General features: G+C 54.7%; 11 protein-coding genes and 1 pseudogene. 9 read left to right on the top strand and 3 right to left on the bottom strand.

Annotation, left to right across the window (positions count from 1 at the left end; genetic code table 11):
* The first annotated feature begins 370 nt into the window (after nt 1–370).
* The 3 genes and pseudogenes from ABC336_RS03380 to ABC336_RS03370 all read left to right on the top strand — a co-directional run bounded on the left by ABC336_RS03380 (nt 371) and on the right by ABC336_RS03370 (nt 3,855).
* Nucleotides 371–1,668, top strand: a pseudogene (locus tag ABC336_RS03380) (ammonium transporter).
* Between the two features lie 354 nt (nt 1,669–2,022).
* A complete protein-coding gene (locus tag ABC336_RS03375; RefSeq protein WP_413237320.1) occupies nt 2,023–3,096 on the top strand; it encodes a DUF294 nucleotidyltransferase-like domain-containing protein in 1,074 nt (357 codons plus the stop codon).
* 21 nt (nt 3,097–3,117) lie between these two features.
* On the top strand, nt 3,118–3,855 hold the full coding sequence (locus ABC336_RS03370; protein WP_413237319.1) for an exonuclease domain-containing protein: 738 nt from the start codon (nt 3,118–3,120) through the stop codon (nt 3,853–3,855).
* Here the strand turns inward: ABC336_RS03370 and ABC336_RS03365 are convergent.
* Both ABC336_RS03365 and ABC336_RS03360 read right to left on the bottom strand, forming a co-directional pair.
* The gene (locus ABC336_RS03365) at nt 3,829–4,266 is read right to left on the bottom strand and encodes a M67 family metallopeptidase (RefSeq protein ID WP_413237318.1); all 438 of its coding nucleotides are present in this window, start codon (nt 4,264–4,266) and stop codon (nt 3,829–3,831) included. The genes ABC336_RS03370 and ABC336_RS03365 overlap by 27 nt on opposite strands.
* 79 nt (nt 4,267–4,345) lie before the next feature.
* Nucleotides 4,346–5,650, bottom strand: coding sequence for an MFS transporter (locus ABC336_RS03360; protein ID WP_413237317.1), 1,305 nt, complete (start codon nt 5,648–5,650; stop codon nt 4,346–4,348).
* A gap of 137 nt (nt 5,651–5,787) precedes the next feature.
* Here ABC336_RS03360 and ABC336_RS03355 point away from each other — a divergent pair, with 137 nt between their 5' ends.
* Nucleotides 5,788–6,318: a TlpA family protein disulfide reductase gene (locus tag ABC336_RS03355; RefSeq protein ID WP_413237316.1), complete on the top strand. Its 531-nt coding sequence runs from the start codon at nt 5,788–5,790 to the stop codon at nt 6,316–6,318.
* Between the two features lie 94 nt (nt 6,319–6,412).
* Here ABC336_RS03355 and cimA read toward each other — a convergent pair whose 3' ends face one another.
* Entirely contained in the window at nt 6,413–8,026 is a 1,614-nt protein-coding gene (cimA, locus tag ABC336_RS03350) for a citramalate synthase (RefSeq protein WP_413237315.1), read from the bottom strand.
* A 349-nt stretch (nt 8,027–8,375) separates the two neighbouring features.
* Here cimA and ABC336_RS03345 point away from each other — a divergent pair, with 349 nt between their 5' ends.
* The 5 genes from ABC336_RS03345 to ABC336_RS03325 all read left to right on the top strand — a co-directional run bounded on the left by ABC336_RS03345 (nt 8,376) and on the right by ABC336_RS03325 (nt 15,350).
* Nucleotides 8,376–9,662 (top strand): DNA polymerase IV, encoded by a 1,287-nt coding sequence (locus ABC336_RS03345; protein ID WP_413237314.1) that lies wholly within the window; start codon nt 8,376–8,378, stop codon nt 9,660–9,662.
* A gap of 44 nt (nt 9,663–9,706) precedes the next feature.
* Complete coding sequence (locus ABC336_RS03340) at nt 9,707–9,943, top strand: ferredoxin (protein ID WP_413237313.1); 237 nt, start codon at nt 9,707–9,709, stop codon at nt 9,941–9,943.
* A gap of 132 nt (nt 9,944–10,075) precedes the next feature.
* The gene (locus ABC336_RS03335) at nt 10,076–11,950 is read left to right on the top strand and encodes a CHASE2 domain-containing protein (protein ID WP_413237312.1); all 1,875 of its coding nucleotides are present in this window, start codon (nt 10,076–10,078) and stop codon (nt 11,948–11,950) included.
* Nucleotides 11,947–13,728: a FecR domain-containing protein gene (locus tag ABC336_RS03330; RefSeq protein ID WP_413237311.1), complete on the top strand. Its 1,782-nt coding sequence runs from the start codon at nt 11,947–11,949 to the stop codon at nt 13,726–13,728. Before ABC336_RS03335 ends, ABC336_RS03330 begins: the two co-directional genes overlap by 4 nt.
* 14 nt (nt 13,729–13,742) lie before the next feature.
* Nucleotides 13,743–15,350 carry a stalk domain-containing protein gene (locus tag ABC336_RS03325; protein ID WP_413237310.1) on the top strand — a complete coding sequence of 536 codons (1,608 nt, stop codon included), beginning with the start codon at nt 13,743–13,745 and terminating at the stop codon, nt 15,348–15,350.
* Nucleotides 15,351–15,409 lie beyond the last annotated feature (59 nt).

The raw sequence follows: 15,409 nt of genomic DNA, 5'->3' as shown, positions 1-15,409 counted from the left end.
TGACGATTGTTACGATGCTGTGAAGAAAAGCTTACATTTGTTAAAAACTCTAAACAAAGGGGTGGTGGAAGCTCTAGTACATATCTCCTATTCCAGGGCAAAAAACGAAGAATTAAGTCTTGACAATCGCGTTTTTATTTGAAAAGCGTTCTAAAACTTAACATTAAAGGCGTGAAAACTCCCGAACGTTAGAGTTTTGAGCCTTTTTTTTTGTAAATTTTTAAAAAGTGTATTGTCAAATGACCCTTCTCTGACTATAATGACATTAAGTCTTTCCTGAACTGTTAGGAAACATCACACTAAAGGAGTGGTCATTGTGGTCAAGAAAGTCATAAGTTCATTAGGTGGGTTGCTATTATTATTCCCTGCAATGGCCTTTGCCTCGGAGCCAACCGCGAGCTCGGTGCTGCTCGGCGTCAATCTGCTGTGGGTGATGGTAGCAGCGATTCTGGTCATCCTCATGCAAGGGGGCTTCATCCTGCTGGAAGCCGGTTCGACAAGAATGAAGAATGCCGGTCACGTCGCCGGTAAGACAATCTTCACGGTCGGCCTCGGTTCCCTTATGTTTTGGGCAGTTGGTTATGGTTTTGCGTTTGGAGAGAACGGCAATCTGTTCATGGCCTCGGAGATTTCTTCTACACCCCTTCGATGACGATCACTGACGATGTTGTTCCATCCTCGCTCTTCTGGGTATTCCAGGCCGCATTCGCAGTCATCTCGCTGTCGATTGCATGGGGCGGGTTTGCAGAACGTGCAAAGCTGTCATCTTACTTAATCTTTACGGTAGTATTCGTAGGCTTCATCTACCCGGTCGTGGCTCACTGGATCTGGGGCGGCGGCTTCCTGGCTGAGGACGGCGCACAAGACTTTGCCGGATCGACGGTCGTTCACTTGTCTGGTGCAATGGCAGCTTTGGCAGCTACCATCCTGCTGAAGCCAAGGATCGGCAAATATAACAAAGACGGCTCGGCTAACCAGATCCTTGGTCACAACCAAGTGTTCACCGCACTGGCAGTACTGCTCCTGTGGGTCGGCTGGTTCGGATTCAATGCAGGCAGCGCGCTTGGCGTCGACGATGGCTTCTTCGGCTTCGTAGCGTTCAACACCCAATTGGGTGCAGCAGCCGGTGCGGTAGCTGCAATGCTCATCACCTGGATCGTGCTTGGCAAAGCTGACATCACTACTATGCTGAACGGTGCGCTTGCAGGTCTGGTCGCTATCACTGCATCTTGTGCATTCGTTGAGCCTTGGGCAGCAGTCGTCATCGGTCTCGTTGCTGGCGTGTTCGTATTCTTCAGCATGAAGTTCTTCGAGAAAATGAAAATCGACGATCCGATCTTCGCCTTGTCCGTCCATGGTGCGGCAGGTGTCCTGGGTACGCTGGCCAACGGTTTGTTCGCTACGCCTGAGCTTGTAGAGTATAATGGTGTTGGTCGTGCGGGCTTGTTCTACGGCGGCGGCTGGGAACAGCTGTGGGTTCAATTCCTGTCAGTTGTTGTATGCGGCGCATTCGTGTTTATCGCATCCTTCATCGTCCTGGCCATCATCAAGTCGGTTATGGGCTTCCGCGTCTCGGAAGAGCAAGAGATCATTGGTCTTGACCTCAGCGAGCACGGCGCTTACGGTTACCCTGAGCAAATGAAAAAAGGAACAAACCTGAACGCTTAGCCCCTCAAAGGTGCCAGGGCCTGATAAAGGAAGAACGATCCGTTACTGAGGCCCTATTGTGAGGGCAGTCTAAAAGATTGGTGAAAAAGTGCCGGAAGTGGGGCGGAATTGTCCTGGAGAAGGGCGTATGCTTTCGAAGTCGCTTTCTTGCAGAAAGCGTTGAAGCGTTCGCCTGAAAGCTTTTCGCAGAAAAGCTAGCTTCGGAAGCATACACTGTTCCCGGAATTCAACCTCAACCCGAGGTTATGATTAAAGAATTCTGGGAACCACAGCGATCGGAAGGACGATCCGCACAACGTAGGCCTAATTTTCACCACGCTTCTAAAGAAAGAACAACATGAAGGGGAGAGCGGCATGAGTGATCCGTCAGGAGAGCAACTCCTGAGTCGTATCGGAACGGCCGAAGACTATCCCGAACTGCGCAGACTTAGAGATCAAGCGCACGAGCGGATGGAAGCTCTGCTCTCCTCCATGCCAGTCGAACAATTCTATGAGGCATTAAATGAAGTTCATGACGCGCTGATCCGGCGCGTCATGAAGCTTACAGAAGCAGATATGGCACGGCAGGGGAACGGTTCTCCCCCCGTGCCATATGCTTATTTATTGTTCGGAAGCGGAGGCAGGGAAGAGCAGACGTTGTCCAGCGATCAGGACAGCGGCATTCTATACGAAGACCCGCCACAGGAACAGGAGGCTGAAGCGGTACAGCATTATTTTGCCTTGTTTGGCTCGTTGGTAGTAGAGAATCTGCAGAAGGTCGGCTATCCGCCCTGCGAAGGCAATGTGATCAGCTCCAATCCGTTATGGTGCGACTCGATGACCAACTGGGTCCGGAAGCTGGAGGGTTGGTTTGCAGAGGCCGAGTTCGAAGAGGTTCGCTATTTGCTCATTGTAGCTGATGCCAGAATGGTGTATGGCGAAGAACAACTGCACAGCCGTTTAAAGGACCATTTTTTCTCGGATATGCTGGCCCATCCGCGTATCGTAAGGCGGATGCTGGATAACACGATGCGTCATAAGGTATTGCTTGGTTTGTTCGGACAACTGCTGAAGGAACAATACGGTGAGGAAGCAGGCAGTGTGGACATCAAATATGGCGCGTATATACCGATGGTCAACGCGATCCGGATGATGGCTATTCAGAGCGGTGTGCGCAGCACCTCCACTCTGAAAAGACTGCGCGATCTGGAAGCTGCAGGCATTATCAGCAGCGAGCAGTCCGAACTGCTGCAGGAGGCGTTTCGATCCTTTCTCACCTTCAGGCTCTTGACGATGAAACAGCAGGAGGACGGCTTATATTCCAGTAACGGAATGCTGTCCCGGCAGAGGCTGGACAAGACATTGACCGAACAACTGAAGCAGGGACTACGCGTAGGGAAGCGGCTGCAGCGCAGCGTATCGAGGCAAATCACACGCAAGCTAAGGTAAGGCTAGGCGGAGGCGAGAGCAATGAAAGAACACCCGAAAGGCGTCGGACGAATGTGGAATCTGTATAAAATGGGCGGACTTACGCCAGCCATTGCTTCCATGATGGGTGCGCAAAACGCCCAGCAGATGGCATTCATCCGATCGGTGACTAAAGAGCAGCGGAAGCTGTCCATCATGGACGCTCCGCTCAAGGAGCTGGAGCTGGTTGTCTTCGATCTGGAGACAACCGGTTTTTACCCTTATAATGGAGACGAAATTATCTCGGTAGGCGGCGTCGTGCTGCGTGGCGATCGAATAGAGCGTGACAAAACCTTTTATAGTCTGGTTAATCCTAATCGAAAGGTGCCCAAGCATATAACGGCATTGACAGGAATAACCAATGAAATGGCGGAGACAGCACCCGATCTGATGCAGGTGCTACATGACTTCATGGAGTTTGTCGGCAAGCGCGTGCTGATCGCTCATGGCAGCAGTCATGACAAGCAGTTTCTCAATGCCGCGCTTTGGCGCACCTCCAAAGTCAATCTGACACATCGGGTGCTCGATACGATGATGGTGTCCAAATGGCTTGAGCCGGGGCGGGGTTCGTATGGGCTGGATGAGCTGCTGGATAGCTATGGCGTGCCTGTCACTCAGCGTCATCATGCCTTGGAAGACTCCTTGATGACTGCTGAGCTGTGGCAAAAGTATCTGGCGATTATATTGTCCCGCAATATCGTCACTTTGGCTGACTTATATGCCTATTTGAGCAAGCACTAGCGGACTGAGCCTCCCTGAGATCCCCCTGTAGGCATGCACCCTGGGTGATTCGTCTTCCAGAGAGACGATGCAATACACGCCGGCGAATGCCGGAGGCAGACCGGCATAGTCCGCAGCGGAGGGCTCGGGACTGCCGTGAGGATGCGAATGAAAAAAACCAACCACAATCTGTTGGTTTTTTTGTGCTGCATAATAGATGGGTATCCATTGCTCCGGGTCAAAAGAAAAACTGCGTTCGGGATGCCGGCTGCCGTTGCGGATCGGGACTGCCGATTCAATGCGGGAGGACGTGCCGGACAACAGCACCCCGCAGGCTTCCAGCGGATAGGCAGATAGGGCGCAAGCCGTCATCTGCTGCACGGCTGCTGCAGTAATCCGGCAGATCTCATCAGGAAATTCCGCTGCCTTCAAGGGCTACACCTCTCCGATCTCAAGTACCTCTGAGTATAGCTTATATCCTCTGAGAGGGCTATACCTTCTTCGACCGGCTTCATGCAGCATCTCCTGCTTTGGCTGGCGGCTTGACACTCATACAGATCATGATGAGCGCCCCCAAGGCCAGCACAGCGACAACAGAGAACAACAGGGTCTGGGATCGGTCAGTCAGCCAGCCGAAGAGCGGCGGCCCCAGAGCAACGCCGAAGAAACGGAGGCTACTGTATAATGAAGTAATCATCCCCCGATGCTTGCGCTCCACTGAACCGATGATCAGCGTGTTCAAGCAGGGCAGCAGCAGACCCGTACCAATACTGCTTACCGTCAGGAGGGCAATGAGCACATACAAGTTGCCGTAAAGAAAGATGGCAGCAGCGAGCGAAGAGGTCATGGCCGCCATGCCAACGATCATGAACACTCTCATGCGTTTGCCGTTCGTCTTGATCAGTTTCCCTGAGATATAAGCGGTTAGCACCAGACCGAGCAGCGGGATAGCAAGCACGCCGCCTTTGGCGACCCCGTCGATATGATGCGGAGCCTTCTCCAGCAGATCCGAGAGGAAGAAGAGTACGCCGAACAAAGTGAACAGGGCAAGTGAGCCGACAAGAAAAGCCGGGATAAGCCAATGTCCCTGCTTTCGGAAGATCGTCCCGATCTGCCGCGCATACTCGCCAATGGCTTGTTTGTTGCGGTCGGCATCAGGCTCCTTGATCATCCAGATCATCGCCGCCAGCGACAAGGCGCAAAATAGTGGAAAAGCAAAAAACGGCGCATACCAGACGATCAGGGCCAACAAGGAACCGAGAATCGGACTGATAACCTTGCCTGTGCCGTTGGCGGCTTCGATCAATCCAAGCGCTTCGCTTTCCTGGCCGTCTTTGTATTTGTCGCCGACCAGCGCCATCGCGATGGGAGCAGTTCCTGCGGCACCCAGGCCCTGGAATGCTCTGGCTGTAATGACGATTGCATACGAGCCCCAGAGCGCTCCCAGACCAGCCACGATACCAGCGATGCCGTATAAGGCCAAAGCAGGCAGGATCACGGCCTTTCGCGAAAGGCGGTCGGACAAATAACCGGCAACGGGTATGAAAATGGCGGCTGTAACCGAGAATAAAGTTATAATCAGGCTGGATTGGAATTTGCTGATTCCCATACGATTGACCATATCGGGCAGGATCGGCACCAGCATGGAGTTGCCCAGCACCAGGACCATAGGGACACTGGCCAGAGCGATATATTCCTTCCATTTCCCTCCGGATGAGCCTCCCGTGGAATTGGCAGACTTGGCTTCCTTCTTGCCGGCAGGGTCGTTCGTTACATTGTCAGGCAGCCAAAGCCGTTTGGATTTAACGAAGCCCACTGTTTATGCAACTCCTTTTGAGAATCATGATTTCGGTCACAATATCGACGATGTTATTGTGTCCTTGATGTTGAGAAGCCATTCTTGGACATGGTACTATCTTAAGAAGGACTACGGATGAGATGAGAGGTGTTATCATGAAACGGACGTGGCTGGTTATCGCTGTCCTGGTCGTGTTGACGGGTGTCGTCATCTACCAGAATGTTGGACATCAATCCGTGATCGCCCAGCAGTCGGAGGATACGAAACCAAAGACGGGCAACGCCGCCCCTGTATTGGATCTGCCCAATCTGGAGGATCATCCGGTGACCGTTGCCGGGGAGCGGGACAAGCTGCTCTTGCTCAATTTCTGGGCATCCTGGTGCGGACCGTGCGAGCTGGAGGCACCTGACCTGCAGGCGCTGCATGAGGAGCATGGCGATAGGATCGACCTGTACGCGATCAACGCCACCAAGTACGATAAAGAACGGCAGGCCCGGGAGTTTGTAGACAACTTCGGTCTGACGTTTCCGATTTTGATGGACCGGGAAGGCAAAGCTGTGGAAATGTATAAAATCGGACAATTTCCGAGCACGCTGCTCATTGATGCCGAAGGCATCATCCGGGAGCGGGTAACCGGCGTGATCTCCAAAGCAGAGTGGGAGCAGTTGATCGACAAGTGGTCGTAAGTGGTGTTCGGCACAGTTTGAAAGTCAGAAATGGCGGCGCAGGCAACAAACCCTGGCACCGCCATTTCTTTGTTTTGTCTATTTTTGAGGACAATCAGTGGTTGATCAGCCCGATCCGCTCGCGTTCGCCGCTTGGAGCGGGTTCGACCTTGGTCGAGTGGAATAACGCGTAGCGGATGCTGTCCACGAGCGCTTCCCAGCTCGCTTCGATGATATTGCTGGAAACGCCGACCGTGCTCCATTTATTATGGTAGTCCGTGGATTCGATCAGGACGCGTACCTTGGCCGCCGTTGCGTCATTCTCGTCCATGACGCGCACTTTGTAGTCGGACAGCGTGATATCCATAATACCGGGGTAATACTGCATCAAGGCTTTGCGCAGCGCATTGTCAAGCGCATTGACCGGGCCATTGCCCTCGGCAACGGTATAGACGGTCTGACCGTCGACATTGATCTTGACGATGGCTTCGGACACCATCTGAGCGCCGGTCTTCTCGACGATCATCTTGAAGGACTCCAGCTTGAAGATTTCCTTCGGCTCGCCAAAGGCTTCTCTAAGCAGCAGCTCCAGCGACGCGTCAGCACCCTCGAACTGATAACCTTGATGCTCGAGCTCCTTGATCTGATCCATGATCTGTCTGGTCTTCTCGTTGTTGGTGCTTACATCCAGCCCCATCTCCTGGGCCCGGGAGATGATATTGCTCTGCCCCGCCAGCTCCGAGACGAGGATACGCTGCTTGTTGCCGACCAGCTCCGGCTCGATATGCTCGTAGGTCTTGGCATCCTTCATGATCGCTGAGACGTGGATGCCGCCCTTGTGAGCGAATGCAGCATTGCCGACATAGGGCTGGCCGACAGGCATCTGCACGTTGGCGATCTCGGTAATCGTCCGCGCGACATTGGTGAGCTGGGACAACTGCTCATCGGAGATGCAGTCATAGCCCATCTTGATCTGCAGATTCGGGATAATCGAGCATAGATTGGCGTTGCCGCACCGTTCGCCGTAGCCGTTGATCGTGCCTTGAACCTGTCGGGCACCTGCACCGACGGCAGCCAGCGTATTAGCTACGGCCAGTTCACAGTCATTGTGGGTATGAATGCCGATCGGGGCTGTCAGCTCGTCCCTTACTCGGGAGACGATCTCATGGATCTCGGAGGGCAGCGTGCCGCCGTTCGTATCGCAGAGCACGATCCAATCAGCTCCCGCCTCTTGGGCTTTGAGCAGAGCGGCTAGCGCGTACTCGGGGTTATGCTTGTACCCGTCGAAGAAATGCTCGGCATCATAGATGGCCTCCATGCCTTTGTGCTTGAGGAAGGCAAAGGAGTCGAAGATCATCGCCAGATTCTCCTCCAGCGTCGTCTGCAGCGCCGTATGGACATGGAAATCCCATGACTTGCCGACAAGCGTCGCGGCTTGCACGCCGGACTCGACGATGCGCAGCAGACTGCTGTCCTGCTCGGCAACGCTGTTTTTCCTTCTCGTGCTTCCGAAGGCCGTAATCTTCGCCGACAGCCCGAGCGTCTGGACCCGGCTGAAAAATTCAATGTCTTTGCTGTTGCTGCCGGGGTTGCCTCCTTCTATATAATGGACACCTAGCGTATCCAGTTTTTTGGCGATTTTGATCTTGTCGTCAGCCGACAGGCTGATGCCTTCGCCCTGTGTGCCATCTCGCAGAGTCGTATCAAAAATCGAGATCTGGTTGGTCATGCGGGACGCGTCCTCCTTTATGCAATCCAATACAAAGTCATAATTTCCTATTATAACATCAAAGCCTGGCGCAGGGTATGTTTTTTGCATATACTGCAGGATTGACCTGGGGCGGGGCAGGGGGTATGCTTAAGGGACAGCGGTCTTTTTTGAAATTCTAAGAAAGTATAAGTTTCACATTCATACTCAGCTTAGAATTCTATGGAATGAAACGCGCTGCGCTCAGAGTTTTGCGAAGCAAAACTGGCTTCGTAAGCACACGGCGACAGCCGTTTCACCTTGACTACTTCTGCAAGGGAGATGCTGCATGATGGCTATTACTGATCAGCGGGCATCGCGCCTAAGTTAAATGAAGACGACAAGCGACCACTACCCGGCCAAGGGGCGGGTCATCCTGCATCTGGATATGAATGCCTTCTACTGTTCCGTCCATGAGGCAGAAGAGCCCGCGCTGTATAAAGGCAGACCGACGGCTGTCGCCGGCAGCGTGGAGCTGCGCAAGGGAATCATCGTCACCAGCTCTTACGCGGCCAGGGCCAGAGGGGTGCGGACAGGCATGACCGTGCGCGAAGGTCTGCGGCTATGTCCCGATCTGACATTGATCAAGCCTGATTTTGATCTGTACCGCAAATATTCCCGGGGTTTCATGAGCATTGCCAGGCAATACACGCCGCTCGTCCAGGCTGTCTCTATCGACGAGTGCTATATGGATATAACCGGCTCCAAAGCGTTTGGCACGCCGCTGGAGATCGCCTCGCTGATCCAGAGCCGGATCGCTACCGAGTGGTCGCTTCCTTGCTCGATCGGAGTTGCGCCCAACAAGCTGTTGGCCAAGATAGCTTCTGATATGAAGAAACCTGGCGGACTTACCGTCCTGCGTCTGCGGGACGTGCCGGCGACGCTCTGGCACGAACCGTGCGAGATGCTGTTCGGCATCGGCCGCAAGACCGCTGAGAAGCTGAAGCGGATGAACCTGCATACGATCGGACAGCTGGCTGCGGCCGACGAGACACAATTGAACAGAGCCTTCGGCGTGATGGGCTCCTGGCTGCTGCAGGCCGCGCATGGTATCGATCATTCGGAGGTAAAGGAGGTACGCGAGCCCAGCAAGTCAGTCGGTCATACGACCACCTTGCCCAAGGACGTGAAGACGAGGGAGCAGGTGTGCACGGTGCTGCTGAATCTCGCGGACCAGACTGCGAGGCGGATGCGAAGGCAGCAGCTTGTCGCCCGGGCAGTGCAGATTACGATCCGCACGCCCGATATGAAGACGATCACCCGCTCGCATACGCTGGATGCCCCGACCTCAGCAGCGGACAGGATTTATAAGGAAGCTTGCGCGCTGTACGACCGTCACTGGCAGGAAGGCAAGCCGATCCGGCTGCTTGGGATCACACTGCACAATCTGGAGCCTGAAGCGACGGCTGCCATGCAGCTGGATCTTTTCGACTATAAGGAAGAGCCGCGCAAAGAGGCCCTGACCAAGACGATGGACGCTCTTCGCGACAAGTACGGCGAGGATGCCGTGCTGACGGCGGGCATGCTCAGCGACGACCCGTCGGCGCTCATCCGGAATCGACGAATTCGCGGGACATCCTTGCAATTGGATGAGGAATTGTTATATATTGATGAGTGAGAGAAATCACAACGGGTTTATAGAGAGTACAGGAGGGAAATACCATGGGTAAGTATACTTGGGTTGAGAAGGATACATGCATTGCTTGCGGTGCATGCGGGGCTACGGCGCCTGACATCTATGATTATGATGATGAAGGTCTCGCTGAAGTCATCTATGGAGACGACGGCAATCGCGGAGTAACCGAGATTCCAGAAGATCTGTTCGACGACTTGCAGGACGCTTCCGACGGATGTCCTACAGATTCGATTAAGATCGCGGACGAGCCATTTAATATGTAACTATACAATTTTCTCCCTGCTTCCTATGCGAAGCAGGGTTTTTTTCGATGATTCGTATTGCCAATATATGAAAAGCTGGACTAGAATAGAGAGAAAAGACAGATTAGATTACATAAGCATAAGGGGGAAACTATGTCTGTCAAAAAATGGATGAGAGCGGGGGCTGCCGGGGTATTGATCGCCCTGTTCTGGTCGCTGCTTGCAGGGCTTGGTTCTGGGGGTACGCTGAACTTCGTCGAGTCACCGCTGCGAGACTTGATGCGAGCTAAAAGCGATGCCCAGCGAGCGCCTCATCCGAACATCATGATGATCAAAGTGGATGACTATTCGTTGGAACGTATCGGGCAATTCCCGTGGGATCGCAGCGTCTATGCCGAACTGATCACCAAGCTGGCCGATGCCGGCGCCGAGGCGGTCTTCCTCGATATCGTACTGGCCGAACCGGGGCAGAATCCGGATGCGGACGCTGCGATGGCTGAGGTGATGCAGCGGTATCCGAACGTATATCTGCCGGTCGTGTTCCAATTGAGGGAACGGCAGGAGGCAAGGGGGCTGCTCGAGACGCATTCAGTCATCTACCCGGCTCCGACTATCGCAGCTCCGCTCGAGCAGACCGCCCATATCAATGTCATGCCTGACAAAGACAACGCGGTTCGGATGCTGACGATCGGACTGCAGGATCCGGACGGCGAGATGGTCCCTGCGATGAGCGTACGGCTGGCCAATCATCTGTTGGGAGAGGATCTGCAGATCCGGTATGACGAAGCGACCGGGGCATGGCAGCGGGGAGGGAAGACCATCCCGCTCAACGCCAAAAACCAGGTTACGATCGATTTCTTTACCCAGCCCAGAGAGCAGGCGAGCCATTCGACAGGGTATGACGCGCAGTCTTTTTTTGACGTCTGGTCAGGCGATATTCCCGCGGAGTACTATGAAGGCGCAGTCGTCTTGATCGGACCTTACGCTGCTGGCCTGCAGGACGAATTCTACACCCCGATGAGCCGCACGACGACGATGTTCGGGGTAGAGATCCATGCCAATATGGTCCAGTCGCTCGTAGCGGGCGCCTTCTTCTTTGATACGGGCATGCCTGTTACCTACTCGCTCATACTCGGACTGACACTGATCGGGTTATTCCTGTTTGAGCGTTATCCGGGACGCGCGTCGCTGTATCTCTATTGCGGGCTTATCGTCGCTTACGCGGCGGCTTGGCTGATCGTCTATCAGTTCTTTTCCCACTTCATCTCCTTGACCTACCCTGTCTTGGCTGTGACGACGGCAGCGGGCTGGGCGGTGGTCTCGCATTATATGGATGAACGTAAAGAGCGCAGCCGGGTCACAACGATCTTTGGGCGTTTTGTGCCCCGCAGCGTCGTCGATGAGATGCTGGCTTCCGGTCAGGATGTCAAAGTAGGGGGACAGCGGAGGGATATCAGCGTCATGTTCGTCGATATCCGGGGATTCACTCCGATGTCGGAGCGGTTGCAGCCGGAGGAAGTCATCGACGTGCTCAACGAATATCTGGATCTATGCACCAAAGCGGTGTTCAATTCGCAGGGTACACTGGACAAGTTTATCGGCGACGGCGTAATGGCGATCTTCGGCGCTCCTGTCGACCTGCCGGATCATGCTGCCCACGCGGTACGAGCCGCGCTGGAGATGAAGGAGCAGTCCGATCTGCTGGAACAGCGCTGTCTGGAGAAATACGGCATCGGAGTCAAGTTCGGCATCGGCCTTCACTGCGGCGCTGCTGTCGTCGGCAACATCGGCTCGGAGAGACTGAGATTGGATTATACTGCCATCGGCGATACGGTCAATCTCGCTGCACGTCTCGAATCAAACGCCAAGCCCGGCCAAATCGTCATCAGCAGCGACCTGTATGAACGGATCAAGGGCAGGTTCCGTACCGAAGACATGGGACAGATCAAGGTAAAGGGCAAAGAAAAGCCGATTCAGGTGTACGCAGTGATTGGTGAGGAAGGTAAAAGGGAGGAATACATGCGATGAATAAAGGATTCTATGCGCTGCGGCTGCTGCTCGTCCTCGTACTGGCAGCTGCGCCGCTCAGCTTGCTGGCCGCGCCGGATGAGACATCCGCCCAGATCAAACGGATAGCGATCGTCAAGGAGTTGAAAGGGACGGTCCATGTGAAGAAGTCAGGCGGTTCCAAGACGTTTACCGGGTTCAAGAACATGACGCTAAATGAAGGCGATACTGTCACTACCGGCAAGGGCGCGTCAGTCGTGCTTGAGTTGTCCAACAGCAAAGCGGCGCAGGATACCGTGACGATAGCCCAGAATTCACAGGTGACATTCACCAAGCTCAAAGATGACAAGGGCAGTAAAACAAAAATGAATGTTTGGGCGGGATCCCTGTGGGTCAAGGTGCAGTCCATCTCTAACGCCAGCGACCAGTTCGAGCTGGAAACCCCGACGGCCATCATGGGCGTGCGCGGGACCAACTTCCTGGTCTCCGTGAGTCCGTCTACGGGACTTTCGACAGTGACCCCCCTCTCAGGAATCGTGACGGGCAAGCATAACTCGAAGAAATCGGATACCGCAGTTTACCCTTCGCAGCAGATCACGCTGCTGCCGGGAGAGGAGCCGGAAGAGCTCGTCACGATCATCGACATCGAGGAATTCGTCTCCTCTGCCGGTCCCGAGATCATCGAAATGATCATCCGATCTGCTGACCAGATCGGGGAGGAGAACGATCGTCTCATCGAACAGACCAAGCAGAAGCTTCAGAATGGCGATGTGCCGCCTCCGTTCCTGGAGAGCCCGTCTGATCTGGAGCGGGTCTTGAATAACCTGGACCGCCTGATCGGCAATATTGCCAGAGAAGCAGTGAATCAACAGAAGCTAAGTCTGGAGGAAACGCGCAGGCTCGCAAGTGAGGTCAATCCGGACTTGCCCGACAAGAACAAGATCAACCTCGACGATCCAAAAGAAATCGTCAAATCACCAAAAGAGCAGGAAAAGCTAAATCAGGTTCAGGAAAAAAAGAAACAGCTGGAAGCGCAGAAGCAGCGCGAAAAAGACAAACTGGCTGCGGAAAGAGACCGGCAACAAGAGCTGCTGGCGAAACTGGAAGCAGCACGCAAGCTGCAGGAAGAAGCCAATCGCAAGGCACAGGAAGAAGCGAAAAAGAGAGCGACGGAAGAACTGCTCAATCGACTGGGTGCAAGCGAACGGGAACGGTTCGAACGCGACAAGCAACTGCGCGAGCAAGAACAAGCTCCGGCTCCCGAGCGGCCGACGTTCTACCCGGCCCCGAATCCGCCTGTCGTAAGCCAGCCTGCCGCGAGACTGGTGCTGAGTCCGGATACCGGTATTGCGGGTTCGAGCTTTACGGTAGGCCTGGAGCTGAACGGGTTTACGGGATCCCGGACCATCTATGGCTTGCAGCTCAGGCTGGCCTATGATGCAGATAGACTGCGGGTTGACGAAGAAGCGTTTGGCAGGACGGATCTCGCGTATCGGACAGGCGGCGGTCTGTTCCGGATTCACCCGGGGAATGGCACGGGGACGTCTTACGACAGTGTGGACCGCTACGATACGTTCGAGGACGGATTCTATTACTCGCTTATGAAGTATAGCGGACAGGCAGTCAGCATCAATACGCCAACATCCGTTGTGAAGCTGCCCTTCCGGATCACAGGCTCCGGCGAAGCCGTACAGACGATCCGCATCGCCGAACTGATCGCCGTTGATGCCGCTGGCCGTCCGATTGCAGGTATCGACATATCTCATCTGGATGTCAGATTGGCATCCCAAACCAATTAGTTAAGGAGCCGCTTATGACAACAAGCACATCAAACCTAACTATACGTTCGAAACGTCTGCTTAAAGGCGCGGTGGCCGCTTTGCTCATGCTGTCCCTCCCTGCTTGGGGGGTATCCGGGGCTGAGCTGCAAGGCGATCCGCTTATGGAGCAGTTGCCGCTCTATGAAGTTCGTACACTTGCCGGGAGCGGGGAGATCGGTTTGCTGGACGGGGCTAGCAGACATGCCGAATTCCGAACCCCAACCGGCCTGGCTGCTACGAGCGAAGGTCTGCTCTACGTAGCGGACACAGGCAATCATCGCATCCGTCAAGTGACAGCAGCTTCGACCACGGACAGTGTCGGCCTCGACCTGGGAGAGGACGAGCAAGGCGGCCTGCTCGGCGCCTGGAATGACGGAGACCGCACATCAGCTGCCTTTGATTCGGTCGCCGGACTGACCATAGACCCGTCCGGGGCGATCATTATAGCCGATCCGGGCAATCACGCGATCCGTCAGATGACCCCTCAGGGCCAAGTAACCACGCTTGCAGGCGACGGTATCCTGGGCCTGGCGGACGGCGAAGGCCAGGAGGCCAGGTTCTATCAACCTTTGGACGTTGCCGTATCGCAAGAAGGTATAATCTACGTTGCCGACACTCTCAACCATGTCATCCGCAAGATCGAGCAGGGACGGGTAACGACCCTTACCGCTCCTTCAGCTAGAGTGATTGAGTATTATCCGGGCGCGGTAGAAGCAGCAGGGGATTATGCGGACGGTCCGATCGCTGCGGCCAAATTCAATGAACCGAGCGGACTGGCCATCGACGGACAAGGCAACCTTTATGTCAGCGATACCGGCAATCATTTGATCCGTTATATCGATTTTGGCGCCGGCACGGTACGGACAGTCGCCGGGACCAGCCAGGCTTACGGCACTGGCGAAGCTTATGCCGAGGGCGGTTATGCAGACGGCCCGGCCGGGACTGCCGCCTTCCGGTCGCCGCGCGGACTCGCTCTGACGCCAGAAGGCGGGCTGCTGATCGCAGACTCGCTCAACCACAGCATCCGCTATCTTAAGGATGGGGTCGTCCACACCGTAGCAGGTACGCCGGAGGAGACGGGCAAAGATGATGGCTTGGCCCTCTATGCGGCGCTGAACGTGCCTACAGATATTGCGAGTCTTGGCGACGGTGCTTATGCGATCGCTGACTCGGGCAATAACAGGATCCGTCTTCTCGCAGCATACCAGATGCCAGAAGGTTTGACAGGAGACAGCCGGGTCAAGCTGCTCTACGGCGATGAAAGAATCCCTACTGATGCCGATCCGATCATCCTCAGCGGCACCACGTTCGTCCCTGTTCGGGTGCTAGCCGAACGACTGGGTTACCAGGTCGAATATGAAATGGCCGGCAGGCAGATCGAGGTAATACGGGATGAACGCACTTACCGATTGCATCAGGGTGACGTGACGATCAGGATCCTCGATGCAGGCGTACAAACGACATTCACTTTGAATGCTGCACCTTTTATACAGGAAGGCCGGCTCTATCTGCCGGTAAGGTTCTTCGCAGAAGAGCTGGGACTCGATGTGCAGTGGCTGCCATCCTCCCGCTCTGTCCTGCTCCGCAATCCGCTGTTCTAAGCCGTCATAATGAACTTTCAACCGCCCGACCCTACATCGGGCGGTTTTTGCTGCCGATA

The sequence above is a fragment of the Paenibacillus jepli genome (assembly GCF_047238105.1).
Classification (GTDB): domain Bacteria; phylum Bacillota; class Bacilli; order Paenibacillales; family Paenibacillaceae; genus Paenibacillus_D.
Note: the sequence above shows the minus strand (reverse complement) of the source record. Positions and strands in the feature narration are given on the sequence as shown.